The sequence below is a fragment of the Trichocoleus sp. FACHB-262 genome (assembly GCF_014696035.1).
GTDB lineage: Bacteria > Cyanobacteriota > Cyanobacteriia > FACHB-46 > FACHB-46 > Trichocoleus.
Map to the genome: position 1 here is coordinate 59598 of NZ_JACJPK010000086.1, position 16731 is coordinate 76328.

Below are 16731 nucleotides of genomic sequence, written 5' to 3' on the forward strand. Positions count from 1 at the left end.
GAGCTAGGCCGAACCAGGCTTGCTCTGTCTAGCGAAGAATATTCATCCTTGGTAATACTCTTACTAGAGTTTATTTACTAGATTGGGCTTGACCTCCGTGGCTGATGATCGGTTGCAACTAAAAACTCAATCTGAACCCCCTGTCCAGCGGCCTACGCAAGCTCGGCGGCTGTTGAATTGGTGGCAATCACTCAAGCCGTTTCCGCGCTTTTTGGCGATCGCGCTGGCAGCACCCCTCCTCGTGCTGAATGCTTGGGCGCTGGCGTTGATGTTCGAGTACTTCCACTCCCTGATTGTGATTTTGATTGGCGCGTCTTTGATCGCCTTTCTACTCAACTACCCAGTCAGTTGGTTGGAGCGGCATGGTGCACAACGGCAGCAAGCAGCAATTTTGGTGTTTTTGTTGGCTTTGTCAGTGTTGTTGGCCTTAGGCGTGACGCTAGTGCCTTTGGTGTTCAGTCAAGCTCAACAATTAGTCAGTCGCTTGCCCGACTGGATTGACTCTGGGCGGCGGCAATTGCTGATGTTGAATGAGCGGGCGGAAGCGTTGAATTTGCCCGTTAATTTTGATGCGTTGGTAGTGCAAATCAACGATCGCTTGAAGGGGCAATTACAAGGAATTGCAGGGCAAGCGCTCAACTTGGCAGTGATTACGGTTACAAGTTTGCTAGATGGTCTATTGACCATTGTGCTGTCGTTCTACTTGCTGCAACATAGCGATCGCCTCTGGTTTAGCGTGGTGGAGTGGCTACCTGCTCCCGTGCGTCAGCCTTTTACTCAGACGTTGCGCCTGAGTTTTCAGAACTTTTTCATTGGGCAGTTGATTCTTGCTACCTGCATGGCCTCTGCCTTGATTCCCACATTTTTGTGGCTGAAGGTGCCTTTTGGCTTATTGTTTGGCTTGACCATTGGCTTGATGGCTTTGGTGCCCTTTGGCGGTACCGTCGGCATTGCCCTCGTGACGCTACTGGTAACTTTGCAAAACGTGTGGCTAGGGCTGCGAGTTTTGATTGCTTCGGTCATTGTCCAGCAGATTCTAGAAAACTTGATTGCCCCTCGAATCTTGGGCAGCATGACAGGCCTAAACCCAGTCTGGGTCCTAATCTCTATTTTGGCAGGGGCACGGGTCGGTGGATTGCTCGGTGTAATTGTGGCGGTGCCCACAGCAGTCGTGATCAAAACTGCTTTAATGGCCTTGCGATCGCCTAACCTTGGCCAAGCCGCAAGCCACAATTTTGTGACGGAAGGGCCGAGTCTCAGCGCTCCACGTACGATTGTGGAAACCGCACCCATGCACCCGCCAGAAGACCCCACGCTCAAAGAGGTACCAGAAGCTTAGCGCTCCATCCAGTTCGAGCCTAGGTCTGAGGATTTACCATCGAACCCATGAACAGCAAGCTACCTGTCTGATTGTCTCGGATTGCGTAAAAGAAGGGGCGATCGGCCACTAGCTTGAATGGCGTTGGTGGAAATTGAGTTGAGGTAACGATCATCTCTACCGAAGTTGCTGCGGCTGCCTCAGTGCCAACTTCATTGACTTCCACAAAGGTTTTGTGTCGGACCTGATCGATCGCCAAATCTGCCTGACTCATTCCCGAGAAATCCGCCTTGCTGCTATTGAAAGCAATGCCCATACCCAACGTTTTCAACGCGTTGTTGAGATTGAGGTCGTACTCTAGCTTGAACTTGGGAATTTGAACGGAACCGGGACGATTTCGGAACTCCTTCATCCATTGCTCCCAATTAGCGGCGGTTAAATCGCGGTAGAAGGACGGTAGATTAGATTTAGATTTAGGCAAAAACAGATACAAGCTCAAGCGCCCTTCTCCATAAGGCAGGCTTACCGCTTGAAACTTACTAGTTTCGTAATAGTCGTATTCCCCGGTTTGGGTCATCAGGGGGTGCTGCTTACGGGTACCATTCGCCAGCGTAAAGGGACGTTCTACGGTGGCTGCTGCGTCGAAGGCTTCGCTCCACTTGCCTTTGAAGTAGACCGCATTGAGTAGCAACAGCACCAAATTCGGTTGCACTTGGTCCACAATCTGGCTGATTTTACCTCGGGTCTTCTGCTGCACCCAACGGTTGATCTGGCTAGCTGCCTGAGGCTGGGTGAAATCCAGTTCCGTGATTTGGGCTTTGTAGAACTGTTGGTTGCGCTGCAAAAATTCTCGTTGGAATCCCGCGCCTTTTTGGGTCCACAACGAGTTGGCGATCGCTACTTCTACCGCTGGGTCTGCCTTTTGCAATCCTGAGATCAGGGCTGCATTGCTGCGGTTCACGTCCGCTAAGCTTAACCCTTGCAGTTCCAGCGCTTTCGCCATTGCTTGCTGCGTCTCTCCCTTGGCTCCGTTGTAGGTCATTGCTAAGGCGATCGCAACACTAGAGGGTGAGATAAACACATTCTTGCCAGCATCAGCTTTCAGAGCTTGGGCAAATAGCTTGAAGCCAAAGGTGGTGTTGGCAGTCACAAGTTTACGATCAAGGGCCTCTGATTGCGAAGTGGTTGCCTGAGCCTGAGGCCGTACAGAAGCATTAGGCCGTGCCTGGGCAGCGCTAAGCGTCACCAGTTGCCAGCCACCGACCAAGCTAAGCAGTAACAGGGTGCTAGCGGTAATCGTGCCAACTCGTTGCAATGACCGTAAATTCATGAGGCTGCTCTGTGGCTCAGGGATGAAAAACTTTCCTCCCCTAGATTAGTCTGGTCGGGATAAAAGCACCGGGTAGTTACCTTTTCCGCAACATCTCATTACGGTTGGTCACTGACGGTTGGCAACTGTGTAATCCAGAAGCTGCTAGGCATGTTGAGTCTATGTGGCTTTATTTGTAGCTCCAGCTCAACATCCACAGAACACTGCTCACCAGCATCACAGTACAGAGCGCGATCGCCGTTGCCACCCCAGGAACAAAAATAAAGCCGATCGCCGCTCCAATCATGGCTCCGACAATAGTACCTAGGACTGCTCCCAATGCTCCTGACCACAAAGCCCCCGATATGGAACCCGAACTTGGCTGAAAGAAAAAGCTCAGCTGAGAAGCCAACAGTGTATTGAGCAAACCGCCTATCACCCCGATACCCGCTCCATAGCCCGCATAACCTGAACCTGCGGCGATCGCAGTCATTAGGACTTCTGGGGTAATACTGGCAACTGGGAGACCAATGAGACTGCCGATGCTACCAACAATGCCCCCTAAGCCAGTGCCATAAACGCTCCAAAAAATCACATTTGGGATTTGGAGCCGAGCACTAAATAAGGAATTGCTTAACGCCCCACCCATGATCGCCACGATCACCGCGCCAATCGACTCAAAATGAGGCAGATTCGCTTGTAGCGGCACGATAGCCTCAGGCAGCAGCCAGCAAACTACCCAGAACAGCGCTGCACTAGTCACACTGCCAATTGAAGTCAGGATCGTAGCCGCGATCGCGGCATTCACAGGCCCCCAGATGGCACCCCCCACCGCGCCTAATAATCCACCCCCAACTGCCCAAACAATGGCCCAAACAAGTATCCAAACCACAGGCACAATCTGGTTTAACGAGCCGGAACAGTCCACCAAGCCAGCCCATATGGTTGAGTTGCTTGATTCATCTGCTGGCGATACAGAACCCGGATTTTATACCGCCCCGTCGTAGGAATCGCGTAAAAAATATGCTCAACGCTATCAACTTCACTAACCGAGGCCCAGATGCTATCCGCTGGGTCATTATCCTCAGCTCGCATCAAATACAGATCTAGATTATTCAGGCCGCGATCGCTAAAGTTCTCGTTGATATCATACTCACCATTGCGATTTCGGTCTTGTAACTCCACTCGCCGAGCCCAAGCCAAGGTGACAGAGACAAAGCTGCCTTGTTGTAGAGGCTGCTCCAGCACATAGTCCTGAAACGAACTCTTCGCTTGCGCCGCTACAGTTCTGTAATCCCAACCAATCGGAGGAACTGGCGTTGTTGGGTTCCATTGGCCTGGTTGAAATTGTTGGTAGGCGCGAAACGTGTTGAGTTGTCCCGTGCCCATATGCAGGTTGAGGGGAATCGTGCGATCGCGGTAGGCATCTGAAGCGAACCAGTCTTGCTGATTGCGATCCAAAATGGTGCGGCCCATGCCTAAAGTCCAGCCATCACCTCGATCGCGGACTTTATCCGCTGAGTTGAGCAAAACTGATTTCATCACTTCGTGCCGTCGAGCATCCAACCCCCACTGATTGCTTTTTCGGCGCATCGCGGCATCGCCAAATTCTTGTAACAAAGCCACGCTAGCGGTGACGTGGGGTGCCGCAAAACTAGTACCAGTGACTCTAGTGGTTTTGCCATCTGGGTTCAGCGCCACGATGTTACTGCCAGGAGCCACTAAGCTAATAGCGCGACGAGGCCCCACGTTGCTCTCCAGACCAAGCGATCGCTGGGATGGGGAAATAACCTCGTCACCTAAGTTAGCTGCATCTACCAGAGCAAAAGGCCCATTACTGGTTAAACGGCGAGTAAAAGCGACATTCACCCCATTAAAGTTGTCTGTGGGAATAGAAATCCCCCCTCTCCCCTGATTACCAGCGACAACATACAAAACGTCATGGGCGCGAGTGGACCAATCTAGACATTGGGTGAGTAGGGCATTGCCATCAAGACGGGCTTTAGGGCGCGGGTCTTGTTGTAGCGATTCCCCAAAGCTGAAGTTAATAGCTCGGATGTCTCCTCCATTTTGCTGCGCCACATGCTGAGCTGATAAACATTCTTCTGGTTGGCCGTTACCCTGCAATAAGCCAACCGCAGATGCATAAAGCCGCGCTTTGGGTGCCACTCCCCGCATGGTTGGATCAGCGCTAACCATGATGCTGGCCACATTTTGAGCGTGACCGTCGACGTGGGTGTTGCCTTTAGCAGGGCCATCCCGAAAGAAGACCCGCAATAGCGCGATCGCCCAGCTTTGATTAACGGCCTTATCGACACCAAACTTACCCGGACGACCGATTTCTACCTGACCAATCGCAACTTTGTTGCCCGTAAGGTTGTAGGGGGGAGCTTGCAGCCGATAGGCATCAATGCCCGCTTCACCGAGCGAGCTTCTAGCAACCTGGAAGGAGGCAGGCAGAACAGTAACACTGAGTCCTCCCCATAACCCTGCTAAGCTGTTCAACATCCACGGCTGAGTCACAGCCTCTCCTCCACGAAATCTTTACAAGCCAAGGGGGATTTGAGGATCAAATGACAACCTTCTAATTAAATATTTTTTAAACATTTTGTTAAACTGGATACGACAGAGGACACGGGAGAAATCGTTCGCCATGACGCAGCCGCAATCCGAGAAACAGATAGTTATCGCTCCATCCATCCTATCAGCCGACTTTAGCCGTTTGGGAGACGAAATTCGTGCAGTAGATGCAGCAGGAGCAGACTGGATTCACGTAGATGTGATGGATGGCCGCTTTGTTCCTAACATCACGATCGGTCCGCTGATTGTAGAAGCGATTCGCCCCGTGACTCAGAAGCCTTTGGATGTCCACCTGATGATTGTGGAGCCAGAGAAGTATGTAGAAGGTTTTGCTAAGGCTGGAGCCGATATTATCTCTGTACATTGCGAGCACAATGCTTCTCCCCATCTGCATCGCACCCTCTGTCAAATTAGAGAACTCGGTAAGAAAGCTGGCGTAGTCCTCAATCCCTCCACCCCACTAGAATTGATTGACTACGTTTTAGAAGTTTGTGACCTCATTTTGATTATGAGTGTCAACCCTGGCTTTGGTGGTCAAAGCTTTATTCCTGCGGTCCTACCCAAGATTCGCAAGCTGCGTCAAATCTGTGATGAGCGGGGTCTCGATCCTTGGATTGAAGTTGATGGTGGCCTCAAGGCTAACAATACTTGGCAAGTCTTAGAAGCAGGTGCTAACGCGGTTGTGGCGGGTTCTGCGGTCTTCAATGCACCCGATTATGCAACTGCGATCGAAGGTATCCGCAACAGCAAGCGTCCTGAGCTAGCCACTGTTTAATCTGACAGTTACCTAAACTTTTGCTTAGATAATTCAATGGCAAGTTACTAGTTCCTAGTAGCTTGCTTTTTTATTGGTCTTTGATAAAAAACGGTAGACGCTAAAAATGGCAAAGCTCTAAAGGATTTTAGCCTTTAGACTGGGCTGGCTCTATTAAATAATTAAAAACCCAAAGGTAGCTAATTAAAGGTACCTTTGGGTTGAAGAGTTTGTACAGTTTGAACTGTCTAAATCATGAGCACCATTAAAGTGAAGATTTTCAATTAACCTTGACTCGAATAGTGCTGATTCCCTGAAGTTCAGGATTACTTATTGCGGTTAGAGAGCCATCTAGCAGCCACTAACCCAAACGCAGCACCCACCATAGGATTGCTAAAGAATTTAACAATGCCTGGTTGCTCAGCTAAAACATCGCGGAAAAGATCAGGATGATTGTGATAAGCAAAGCTCGCCAGCTTAGTCACATCATCTGCATTCATGCGGCTGGGGTGATGAGTAGAGAGACTCAACTGCCGTTCCAAATCGCGATCGCTCAACCCACGTTCTTTGAAGTGCTTGAAAAACTCACGAGCTACATCGTCCCGCTCATTGGGTTTGATTTGGGCGATCGCTTTCTGTAGCTCAGGCTCCATTTGAGCAGAAGGGATCTTCTCTGGATGGAAGGAACGACCAAACAAATGACGGCGCTCATCTTTAGAAGAACGCTGAGCAAAATCGTCAAAACTTTGATAGTTCTCTAGAGACGAGTTATCGTCGAGTTGCTCGGTGCTGCCATGAGCCAAATCATTCATGATTTGACGCTTGTAATCTTCGCTGCTAGTCACAGTATTAATCTCCTATTAATCATCAGAGTTTTGGCAACATCTGAAGTTATAAAAAAGCTATTTGAAATTGAAAGCTGCTCGTAGAATAGCGATCGCTGGTCTACGTCTTGTTGGTCTACACCTTACTGATACTCAACTTGCTTAGAGCCAGAATCGTAGCGAGCAGTCAAAATCAACTGTTTGTCGGGGGCATACATCAAGACCGTCAGATCACGGTTAGGCGCACTCTGCCGGAAGCCTTGTACCAAAGACTTGGCTAAGGGCCGCACTTCGTTAGGCTTAACTTGCTTGGAAATTACTACTCCCAGCTTGTTGTTATCCCGAACATAAGCATCCTGCACTAAACCATGAGCTGTCTGCACAACCCAGTTAGCAAAGTTGCCACCTGCAGCCGTGTTACCTCGTTCCAGTTGGCTATAACCTGAACGATTCTCAATTTGAGTCGGCTGGTTCACCGCTTGAGTGGCTGAGGATGGCCCACCACAAGCGGTTGTAATGGTAAGTACCAAAACCAAAGCTAAAGCCGTGAAAAACTTACGACTATGTTGAAGTAAATTCACGAAAGGTCTCCTCGCAAAATTAATTAATCATTTGAATTGCTATAACTTCCCACTGTTAAAAGTAGGGCTTGGAAGTTGTTTGGCAAATGGTGAGCCTACTACAGATGGCAACTAGATTTGAGTTAGTTAAAAACAGTATTTTTGAAAACAGGTGAGACCTTCGGAGCTAATATCGGTTTTGTAATTACTCGTAACTAACTCAAATTCAGAAAGCTCAAGAAATATAAGTACCCAGTAATCTGGGTAGCTCGCGAGCTACCCAGCACTCACATTAGAACTAGCTATGACTAGTCAATTGCTTTCTTGATGTTATCTTTGATGTCTTCTTTAGCGTGCTGAGCTTGAGACTCAACTTGCTTGGCTTGTCCTTCTGCTTGGTCTTTGGGATCGCCCGTTATATTTCCCCAAGCTTCTTGAGCTTTGCCCTCAATATTTTTGCCAGCTGCTTTAGCTCTATCTTCTGCACTCATTTTATGTACTCCGTAATTTTCAAAACTCTAAATTCAAATATCACGTTGAAAAGTGAAAATCTATTCCACTTGACAATTCCTAATGTAGCGACAACTACGATCTGAGCCATCTGCCAGAAGTTGCATTAGCCTTACTCTGGATTGCGCCTTTTGATTTAACCTTTAAGGATTACGGTTTATGAATTAAGAAGTTTCTTATTTATTAATCTCTTGAATTTGATTCTTAATTCAGTAAATGTGAGCCGAGAAAGGTAAAAAATATTGCCCTACCTTTGGCTGTCTCAAGAGTTTCCTAGGATTGTGCCCAATCACTAATTGATTTACTAGTTAGATATTTGACTGTTCAATGTAAAGACCTAGATTCTAATCAGTCCTCAGCTCACAGTTCCATCCGCTACAGTTATATTGAGGGTCACTAATGGTTGTAATTCGCAGTTCAGATTGAAGTGTTGAGATATCCTGGGTTGCTTTGGCTGGTTTCATTTGTGATTTCAACGGGCGATCGCGAATTTCACCGTGTTCTAGGCGACCAAATGTACTACTTGAGATCGCTACACTAGAGGAGTGGCTAGTTGACTCCGAGCGACCCCAGATTGCTCTCAAGTCACTAGGCGCAAGAGCCGAAACTCTAGCAAATTTGTGCTTTTATTGAGTCGAGATTATGGCGCAATTCCAGATTCAAGCTCCTTTTCAACCCACTGGCGATCAACCTAAGGCGATCCAGCAACTGACCCAGAGCGTGAGGTCAGGTGAACGTTTCCAAACTCTGCTGGGGGCAACGGGTACTGGTAAAACATTTACGATCGCTTCGGTGATTGAAAACGTGGGAAAGCCCACTTTAGTCTTGGCTCATAACAAAACCTTAGCGGCCCAACTTTGCAACGAGTTGCGAGAGTTTTTTCCTAACAACGCCGTCGAGTATTTCATTAGTTATTACGACTACTATCAACCGGAAGCTTATATTCCGGTGACCGATACTTACATTGAAAAGACAGCTTCGATCAACGAAGAGATTGATATGCTGCGGCACTCGGCCACGCGATCGCTGTTCGAACGGCGCGATGTGATTGTGGTCGCTTCCATTAGCTGCATTTATGGCTTAGGCATTCCCTCCGAATATCTGAATGCGGCTGTGCCCCTGCGCGTGGGGATGGAAGCCGACCAACGCCAAATTCTGCGCGATTTAGCTTCTGTGCAGTATTCTCGCAACGACTTAGAGATGGGGCGCGGTCGCTTCCGAGTCAAAGGGGATGTGCTGGAAATTGGCCCAGCTTACGAAGACCGTATCATTCGAGTGGAGTTTTTTGGCGATGAGATCGACGCGATTCGCTACATCGATCCCGTGACGGGTGTAACGCTGCAAAGCATGGAAGGGGTGAATATTTACCCTGCCCGTCACTTCGTCACTCCCGAAGACCGCCTAGAGGGAGCCTGCAACGCCATCGAACAAGAGCTGCGCGATCGCCTGGAAATTTTAGAGCAAAACAACAAGCTCCTAGAAGCCCAACGCCTAGAGCAGCGCACCCGCTACGACTTGGAGTTGCTACGAGAAGTGGGCTATTGCAACGGTGTAGAAAACTACTCGCGCCATCTCGCCGGGCGGCAAGCGGGAGATCCCCCCGAATGCTTAATCGACTATTTCCCCCAAGATTGGCTCTTGGTCGTTGATGAATCTCACGTCACTGTGCCGCAGATTCGGGGTATGTACAATGGCGACCAAGCCCGCAAACAAGTGCTGATTGAGCACGGATTTCGTTTACCCAGTGCCGCCGACAACCGCCCCCTCAAGTCTGAGGAGTTTTGGGGCAAGGCAAAACAGTGCATTTTTGTTTCTGCCACTCCTGGAGACTGGGAGATGGAAATTTCGGAAGGTCGAGTCGTAGAGCAAGTGATTCGGCCTACCGCAGTACTTGACCCGGAAATTTTCGTCCGTCCCACTACAGGCCAAATTGATGATTTGTTCGGCGAAATTCAAGAGCGAGTGCAGCTTCAGGAACGGGTGCTGATCACCACGCTGACTAAGCGGATGGCTGAGGACTTGACCGAGTACTTGCAGGAGCGCAGCGTTCGGGTTCGCTATCTGCACTCTGAGATTCACTCCATCGAGCGGATTGAGATTTTGCAGGATTTACGGGAAGGCACCTTTGATGTGCTGATTGGCGTGAACCTGCTGCGTGAAGGGTTGGACTTACCAGAAGTATCTCTGGTCGCAATTTTAGACGCGGATAAAGAAGGTTTCTTACGAGCGGCGCGATCGCTGATTCAAACTATTGGTCGGGCAGCGCGTCACATCCGAGGTCAAGCTATTCTCTACGCCGACAACCTGACTGACAGTATGGCCAAGGCCATTAGCGAAACCGAGCGGCGGCGAGCAGTGCAAATGGAGTACAACACCAAGCACGGCCTCACGCCACAGCCAATTATCAAAAAATCGAGTAACGCTATTTTGTCGTTTTTAGAGGTATCCCGCCGTCTCAACGCCCAAGAACTAGATCAAGTCTATGAGCAAGCCAGTGATCTCCCTCTAGAAAACATTCCGCAGCTAATCGGTCAGCTAGAAGCTCAGATGAAGGAAGCGTCGAAAAAATTAGAATTTGAAGAGGCCGCTAAGTATCGCGATCGCATCAAACACTTACGCGACAAGCTATTGGGCCACTAAGCACCTCCGTATTATCTCTCAAACTTTGCCTCTGCTTGATGAAACTCTCATCACTGCTTCAAATTGAGCTGTGAAATCACTCCTAAGCTAGATGTCTAGAAGCGGTTCCTGAAAGCGAGAATATGGAGGCTTACTCGTCTTAAGATTTGTGGCTTTCTGATTAGCAGAACACAGCGCATTCCATGAGAGCTGAGTGAGCTACCTAGATAAACGTCTAGCTAGGAGCTTGATAGTGAAGCAACATAACCGATTGCAAGCATATCGCTACGCGAATCGGGGCAGCATTTACCTCTTTATGCCCATGCTGGATTTTAATGTCATGGCAGAAGTGGGAGAAACTCCACCCTAAGGGATTGCGATCGCAGCAAAGCGATCGCTGGGTAAGTTATTGCCGATCACTATTTGTTAGAAACTTGTTCGCTGAACTTAAGAGTTGGGCAAGATTCTTGGTAGCACTACAGGAATTTTAAGTGGTCGGCTTTCAACCTAGAAAGCTATTGAATAAAGTTGCAAAACTTTTAAAACAATTGGTTTAACTAATAGCTGCTATTAGGAATACAACACTCGGTGGCAAATCAGGGGTCTACTTAAAATTGAGAATCAGGCAATTTGCAACAGCGAGTCTACTCTAGGGGCTCTATTGCAACAGTTAAGTGCTTCGAGTCCTTGTTGGCTGTTGCCACGACAAGGTTGACCAAAACATACCTTACTCACTTAAACTCTTAACTCAAATGCCCTACTCTCCAAGGCCCTCTTCCCAGGCAATTTCTAGTAGAAGCCCTATTCTTCCCTGCAAGCCTTTGTCTCCTGAATTTACAGTTGCCATCCCTACCTATAATGGTGAGCACCGCTTGCCTGGGTTGTTAGAGCGCCTGCGATCGCAGGTGAATACAGAGCATTTTCGCTGGGAAATCCTTTTGGTTGACAATAACAGTACAGACCAGACTGCTGAGGTCATTCGTACCCTCCAGGCAGATTGGCCCGCTCACTGTCCCATCCGATACTTATTTGAGGGTCGCCAAGGCTCTGCTTATGCGAGGCAGCGGGCGGTGCAAGCAGCCCAAGGCGAGCTGATCGGTTTTTTAGATGATGACAATCTTCCAGATCTAGGCTGGGTGGCAGCAGCTTACGCCTTTGCTCAAACTCACCCTAGAGCGGGTGCCTACGCGAGTCAAATTCACGGTGACTTTGAAGTAGAACCTCCCGAAAACTTTAAGAGAATTGCTGGTTTCTTAGCGATTACTGAACGCGGTCCTCAGCCACTGCTATACGATCCTCGACAAAAGTTGTTGCCTCCCTCAGCAGGCTTAGTGGTGCGTAAAAGTGTCTGGAGCCGCTATGTGCCTCAAACTTTTACCTTAAAAGGAAGAGTTGGACAGTCTCAGGGGCAAGCGATCGCGGCCAGCGAACCGGGGGAAGATCTAGAACTGCTTCTGCATATTCAGAATGCAGGTTGGGAAATTTGGTACAACCCAGACATGGAAATGCACCACAAAATTCCCCACTGGCGTTTTGATCGAGATTATCTACTCGCCATGTTTCGAGGGATTGGTCTGAGTCGCTACTACACTCGCATGCTTAGTGTTAAACCATGGCAGCGTCCATTGGCAGCTCTGGCCTATATCCTGAACGATATGCGTAAAATTTTCTTGCACTGGCTGAAATATAGAACCGTCATCCCTCAAGATTTGGTAGCGACTTGTGAAATGGAGCTGTTCCGCAACAGTTTACTGAGCCCCTTCCACCACTGGAAGAAAACCCTGAAAAACTAAGAGGGCCTAAGTTCTAATCTTCCTATGGATGTAACGATCGCAATTCCTACCTACAACGGTGCCGATCGCCTGCCGCTGATTCTGGAGCGCTTGCGATCGCAAACTGCTGCTGAATCGATTCGATGGGAAATCATCATCGTTGACAACAACAGCACCGATGGTACTGCCGCTGTGGTGCAACTGTATCAAGCCAACTGGTTTCACCCTTATCCCCTCAAGTATTGCTTTGAGCCAGAACAAGGAGCCGCTTTTGCCCGCCAGCGAGCGATTCGAGAAGCACAGGGTGAACTAGTTGGCTTTTTAGATGATGACAATTTGCCAACGCCAGATTGGCTCGTCGCTGCCTATGAATTTGCGCAAACTCACCCTCAGGCAGGAGCCTATGGCGGACAGATCTATGGAGATTATGAGGTAGAGCCTCCCGCTAATTTTGAGAAAATTCAGGCATTTCTGGCGATTCGGCAGCGCGGTCCAAATCCAAATTTGTATGAGCCAGAGCGGATCAGTTTACCGCCAGCAGCTTCTTTAGTGGTGCGACGGCGGGCTTGGCTTGAGCATGTCCCGCAACGTCCTGCTTTGAGCGGTAAAGTTCGCGGGTGCATGGTGCAGGGGGATGACTACGAACCTCTGCTGTATCTACACAAGGCAGGTTGGGAAATTTGGTACAACCCTGCCATGCAAACTTATCATCAAATTCCTCATTGGCGTTTAGAACGACCCTATTTGACTGAGCTAGCTAGAGGGTGTGGGCTGGCGACCTGTGAGTTACGCCTGATCTACACTGCGGATGCCCAGAAGCCCTGGATCATGGCCAGAACTTTTTTAGGTAATTCCCGGAGAGCTGTGATGCATTTACTCAAGTATCGCCAACGAGTCAAAACAGATCTAATTGCCGCTTGCGAACTGGAGTTTTTTCTAGGTAGCTTGATGAGTCCGTTTTACTACCTCAGAAAAAATCTTCAGACTAAAGCTGTTTCTAATCCGCTACAGACTCCTTCAGGCTCTAACTAAACTAGGGCGCGATCGCGGTTTACTAGGGTGCGTTATTTGGGCCAGAGATTGCGCCACCATGGAGCGGTTTGGCTAGAAATTTTAGGCAACTTCTGACGGATATCCTGGATATTCCAACCCGTTAGCTTAGCCAGGGTTTGAGCTTCTTGTTCAAAGCGGGCGGGTAAAGCTCTCTTATACTGTCGCCCAGCCGCGCAGTTCGTCTCGCCTGTAAAGGCATGGCGCAGAACATAGCGCCCTTGGAAGGACTGTCGATTCGAGGTTGCCTGGAACATTAGATCCTCAGGAAACTTGTCACGGGTATAGCGGACATGAATCCGGGTCAGGAAAACATTGGAGGAGGCGTTATCGTTGAGCCAAAAAACACCCGCCTGACGCAGTTCCTCAGGGTTGAGAGGTTCAGCTGAGCAAGGGTCGCAGTTGCCCATATCCCAGGCATATTCTAAAAAAGCTACCTTTTTACCTTCACGAGTGTAGGCTGTCTGGAACATAGATTTGTAGAAGTCGCCAAACTCGTTTTTGACAAAAACTGGAATTTCAGCATCTGAGGGCACCTTCACGGTTCGGTAGTTAGTGACTTCAGCTTGGCCTTGAGGAGACAACAGGTAAACGATTAAGTCTTGCTCGGTGGCAGCATTAATCATGCCCAAACGGATCGGCAGCATGAACTTGGGTGATTCGTAAGCCATCTGGATTGGGCGGAGAAATTGATAGCCCGCTTTTTCAAACTCTGCTAGATTCACCTTGGCGACGAAAAACTTTAGGTTCTGGCGAATGTAGGGTTGCAGAAGTTGCTTCGCTCCTCTAGGAATGCGGTAACCACTGCGGTTCAACCAAGTTTCTAAACCACTGGATTCCTTAGCGCTGAGGATGACAATGTCATACTCACCCACCGTGAATTGAGCTTCAACTTTGACTCCCAGGGCATTGTCGCTCGCAGCTTCTGTAGGCGCACCAGCCATTGCCGCAGACGGAGCCATTACCCTCCCATTAAAAGTTTGAGTTTCACAAGGATTGGAGTCGAAATATTCCACCAGACGAGGGGCACTAAAGGCATCCAGCCGTTCTAGCACTTTAGGATCGCCGACATGAACTTGCTCCTGCTTTAGCACCACTGGCACAGGCACCACGATCGCAAAATCTTTGACATCACCCTGGAAATCATTGGCCATCGTCAGGACAGTGCGTTCTTCATCTCTGGCGATCGCAACCTGAGAAGCTTTGTTATAGAGTTTGGTATCTGCTTTAGCGACGTAGAAGCCACAAAAAGCCCAAGCATTAGGTACATACCCAATTAGAATAACCAGCGCCAAAAGCAAGCCCAGCAATATTCGTAACGGCTTCATCATAGTTTTCTCCAGGTGCGTGAATTAAGAAGGCTGAGAAATGTTGCTCCTATACTTCAACTACTTCAACGGCAGTGGCACTGATAGGTTCACCAGATTCAGGAGCAGGCCGAGACCAAGTAAAGCGAGGCGCGGACCAGATCAGGTCTATTAGCAAGGTGAGCGGAGCCAGCGCAAATAAGGCCCAAAACACAGCAGTCGGGATGAAGAACTGATTGCGGAGCACAAACGTGACAGCGGCAATGGCGACAGACCAAACCAATCGCCCGATCCGAGCATTGGGAATTGAGCGAGGGTCAGTAATCATAAATAAGGCAAACAGCAATAGAGACCCACTCATTAATCGGTGCCAGTAGACATCCCAAGTCCAACCCAGCCAGAAATTGCGATAGGCTTCTAAGCCAGCGTAGGTGCCTAGGAAAGCGGCTGAAGTATCCCAACGCCCGACGCGCTGTAATACCAGACCCCCAGCCCCCAGAAAAAGCAGCCCGTACCACCACTCATCGCCCCATTGCCCCGGAGAAACCCAGGCATCTTGAGTGAGCATTAGCACAGCAATGATGCCGAAGTTAGCCGGATTAAAGAAATGCTTGCCTTGTACTTGAAAGACAAACTTACTGAGAATCGCTAAGCTACCAGCTAAAGCCATTGTGCTGGCATGATCCGCTCTGAGCAGTAAACACAGCCCTAAAGACGTGATCAGGGCACTCCGTAGCGATCGCCCTTGCTTTTTGACGGGAGTCGAAGGAGTAGAAATTTCTGTTTGAGTGGTTTGTGAAGTGAGCGATCGCTGTAAGTCCTGGCACTGCCACCACTCCTGTAAAGCAGACATAACCCATTGAGTCGTGAGGCAAGTCGCAATCGTCACGGCAATGAATTCGGGTCGAACCGTCCAGTCTCTCGTGCCTAAGCCCAGGATGAGAAACAATGAGAGAAACAAAATCTGATAATCACGCGCGTCCTGTAGCAGCATGGCTAGAGCACAGGAGAGGGTCGTCCCCAATCTAGACGAGCCCACTCTTAAACGGTTCTGCTGTTACAGAAATTGTTACAAGCTGTCTCCGTACTTTTGCCAAATAAAAGCCAAACCTCACCCCGCCCCTCTTCCCAGGGTGAGAGAGCGGCTTTAAAGTCGGTATTGCCGATATACATCACTCGCAGCACGATGTAAAAGTGAGTGTCGATATACTAAAGCCTGCAAATCATCCGCATAGCCACCCCCGATCACGCAAGCAACAGGGTAGCCCGACACCACACAGGTACTCAAAACTTGCATTTCTCGACGGAATAAACCTGTATCGGTGAGCGCCAGTTTACCCAAGCGATCGCCTAAATGTGGATCAACTCCTGCATCGTAGAGGACTAGATCTGGACGTACCTCAGTGAGTAAATCGGGTAAATAGGCGGCTAAGGTTTGTAGATAAGCATCGTCTTCCATGCCTACAGGTAAAGGCACATCCAAATCACTTTGTTGCTTAGTACCTGGAAAGTTAACTTCACAGTGCATTGAGAACGTGAAGACACTCGGATCATCCTGGAAGATTAGGGCTGTACCATCGCCTTGATGTACATCTAGGTCAACAATCAGAACTTTCTCCACCAAGCCCAACTTTTGCAGGGTACGAGCCGCGATCGCCAAATCGTTGAAAATACAAAATCCAGAGCCATAACTAGGAAAGGCATGGTGAGTTCCGCCTGCCGTATTACAAGCAAGCCCTTGCTGTAGAGCTAGCTGTGCCGTGAGAATCGTGCCTCCAACCGCAGTACAGGTGCGATCGACCAAAGCTGGGCTCCAAGGCAAACCAATGCGGCGCTGGGCCTTAGGGTCGAGGGTGCCCTCACAATAAGCTTGCACATAATCTCTTGTATGGACAAGTTCTAGAACTGTTTGGGCAGGCCGCTCAGGGGTAAAAAACTGCTCTAGATGCGCCACCCCATCCGCTAGTAGCATCTCGTACAACAGCTTAAACTTCGCCATTGGGAAACGATGTCCTGCTGGCAGAGGCGCAACATAAACTGGGTTATAAACCAAGGGTAAGTCCATCGACTTTCTTACACTGAAGACAGAATCCTCAACGGCGATTTCTCTAGAAATTGCTTCACCCTT

Annotated in this window: 14 protein-coding genes; 5 read left to right on the forward strand and 9 right to left on the reverse strand. The window is 49.2% G+C overall.

Annotation, left to right across the window (positions count from 1 at the left end; genetic code table 11):
- Window positions 1-97: 97 nt before the first annotated feature.
- Window positions 98-1339, forward strand: coding sequence for an AI-2E family transporter (locus H6F68_RS17825; protein ID WP_370588049.1), 1242 nt, complete (start codon window positions 98-100; stop codon window positions 1337-1339).
- A gap of 19 nt (window positions 1340-1358) precedes the next feature.
- On the opposite strand, the gene H6F68_RS17830 is transcribed toward H6F68_RS17825, so the two are convergent.
- From H6F68_RS17830 to H6F68_RS17840, 3 genes are all read right to left on the reverse strand, one after another.
- A complete protein-coding gene (locus tag H6F68_RS17830; RefSeq protein WP_190561068.1) occupies window positions 1359-2648 on the reverse strand; it encodes a serpin family protein in 1290 nt (429 codons plus the stop codon).
- A 169-nt stretch (window positions 2649-2817) separates the two neighbouring features.
- Entirely contained in the window at window positions 2818-3555 is a 738-nt protein-coding gene (locus H6F68_RS17835) for a hypothetical protein (RefSeq protein ID WP_190561070.1), read from the reverse strand.
- Window positions 3534-5150, reverse strand: coding sequence for a S8 family serine peptidase (locus tag H6F68_RS17840; protein WP_313930188.1), 1617 nt, complete (start codon window positions 5148-5150; stop codon window positions 3534-3536). Before H6F68_RS17840 ends, H6F68_RS17835 begins: the two co-directional genes overlap by 22 nt.
- Before the next feature lie 130 nt (window positions 5151-5280).
- On the opposite strand from H6F68_RS17840, the gene rpe reads away from it, so the two are divergent.
- On the forward strand, window positions 5281-5982 hold the full coding sequence (gene rpe / locus H6F68_RS17845) for a ribulose-phosphate 3-epimerase (protein WP_190432196.1): 702 nt from the start codon (window positions 5281-5283) through the stop codon (window positions 5980-5982).
- A gap of 305 nt (window positions 5983-6287) precedes the next feature.
- Here the strand turns inward: rpe and H6F68_RS17850 are convergent, their stop codons facing one another.
- The 3 genes from H6F68_RS17850 to H6F68_RS17860 form a co-directional block, all read right to left on the reverse strand.
- Window positions 6288-6806 (reverse strand): hypothetical protein, encoded by a 519-nt coding sequence (locus H6F68_RS17850; RefSeq protein WP_190432194.1) that lies wholly within the window; start codon window positions 6804-6806, stop codon window positions 6288-6290.
- Window positions 6807-6928: 122 nt separating this feature from the next.
- Window positions 6929-7366, reverse strand: a complete 438-nt coding sequence (locus tag H6F68_RS17855; protein ID WP_190432192.1) for a hypothetical protein — start codon at window positions 7364-7366, stop codon at window positions 6929-6931.
- A gap of 287 nt (window positions 7367-7653) precedes the next feature.
- A complete protein-coding gene (locus tag H6F68_RS17860) occupies window positions 7654-7836 on the reverse strand; it encodes a CsbD family protein (protein ID WP_190432190.1) in 183 nt (60 codons plus the stop codon).
- Window positions 7837-8497: 661 nt separating this feature from the next.
- Here H6F68_RS17860 and uvrB point away from each other — a divergent pair.
- The 3 genes from uvrB (at window position 8498) to hpsE (H6F68_RS17875) (ending at window position 13278) form a co-directional block, all read left to right on the forward strand.
- The gene (uvrB, locus tag H6F68_RS17865) at window positions 8498-10495 is read left to right on the forward strand and encodes an excinuclease ABC subunit UvrB (protein ID WP_199300155.1); all 1998 of its coding nucleotides are present in this window, start codon (window positions 8498-8500) and stop codon (window positions 10493-10495) included.
- Window positions 10496-11295: 800 nt separating this feature from the next.
- The gene (hpsE, locus tag H6F68_RS17870) at window positions 11296-12267 is read left to right on the forward strand and encodes a hormogonium polysaccharide biosynthesis glycosyltransferase HpsE (protein WP_242065559.1); all 972 of its coding nucleotides are present in this window, start codon (window positions 11296-11298) and stop codon (window positions 12265-12267) included.
- 24 nt (window positions 12268-12291) lie between these two features.
- Window positions 12292-13278, forward strand: coding sequence for a hormogonium polysaccharide biosynthesis glycosyltransferase HpsE (hpsE, locus tag H6F68_RS17875; protein ID WP_190561074.1), 987 nt, complete (start codon window positions 12292-12294; stop codon window positions 13276-13278).
- A 32-nt stretch (window positions 13279-13310) separates the two neighbouring features.
- On the opposite strand, the gene H6F68_RS17880 is transcribed toward hpsE (H6F68_RS17875), so the two are convergent.
- From H6F68_RS17880 to H6F68_RS17890, 3 genes are all read right to left on the reverse strand, one after another.
- Window positions 13311-14627, reverse strand: a complete 1317-nt coding sequence (locus H6F68_RS17880) for a DUF2330 domain-containing protein (RefSeq protein ID WP_399314389.1) — start codon at window positions 14625-14627, stop codon at window positions 13311-13313.
- Window positions 14628-14673: 46 nt separating this feature from the next.
- Window positions 14674-15597, reverse strand: a complete 924-nt coding sequence (locus tag H6F68_RS17885) for an RnfABCDGE type electron transport complex subunit D (RefSeq protein WP_190561076.1) — start codon at window positions 15595-15597, stop codon at window positions 14674-14676.
- A gap of 153 nt (window positions 15598-15750) precedes the next feature.
- Window positions 15751-16668, reverse strand: coding sequence for a histone deacetylase (locus H6F68_RS17890; RefSeq protein ID WP_190561078.1), 918 nt, complete (start codon window positions 16666-16668; stop codon window positions 15751-15753).
- Window positions 16669-16731: the final 63 nt, after the last annotated feature.

What these genes read in the sequence shown, in the direction of transcription:
- H6F68_RS17830 (WP_190561068.1), bottom strand. Translation starts at nt 2,648, where the DNA reads ATGAATTTACGGTCATTGCAACGAGTTGGCACGATTACCGCTAGCACC.
- rpe (WP_190432196.1), top strand. Translation starts at nt 5,281, where the DNA reads ATGACGCAGCCGCAATCCGAGAAACAGATAGTTATCGCTCCATCCATC.
- H6F68_RS17860 (WP_190432190.1), bottom strand. Translation starts at nt 7,836, where the DNA reads ATGAGTGCAGAAGATAGAGCTAAAGCAGCTGGCAAAAATATTGAGGGC.
- uvrB (WP_199300155.1), top strand. Translation starts at nt 8,498, where the DNA reads ATGGCGCAATTCCAGATTCAAGCTCCTTTTCAACCCACTGGCGATCAA.
- hpsE (WP_190561074.1), top strand. Translation starts at nt 12,292, where the DNA reads ATGGATGTAACGATCGCAATTCCTACCTACAACGGTGCCGATCGCCTG.
- H6F68_RS17880 (WP_399314389.1), bottom strand. Translation starts at nt 14,627, where the DNA reads ATGATGAAGCCGTTACGAATATTGCTGGGCTTGCTTTTGGCGCTGGTT.
- H6F68_RS17885 (WP_190561076.1), bottom strand. Translation starts at nt 15,597, where the DNA reads ATGCTGCTACAGGACGCGCGTGATTATCAGATTTTGTTTCTCTCATTG.
- H6F68_RS17890 (WP_190561078.1), bottom strand. Translation starts at nt 16,668, where the DNA reads ATGGACTTACCCTTGGTTTATAACCCAGTTTATGTTGCGCCTCTGCCA.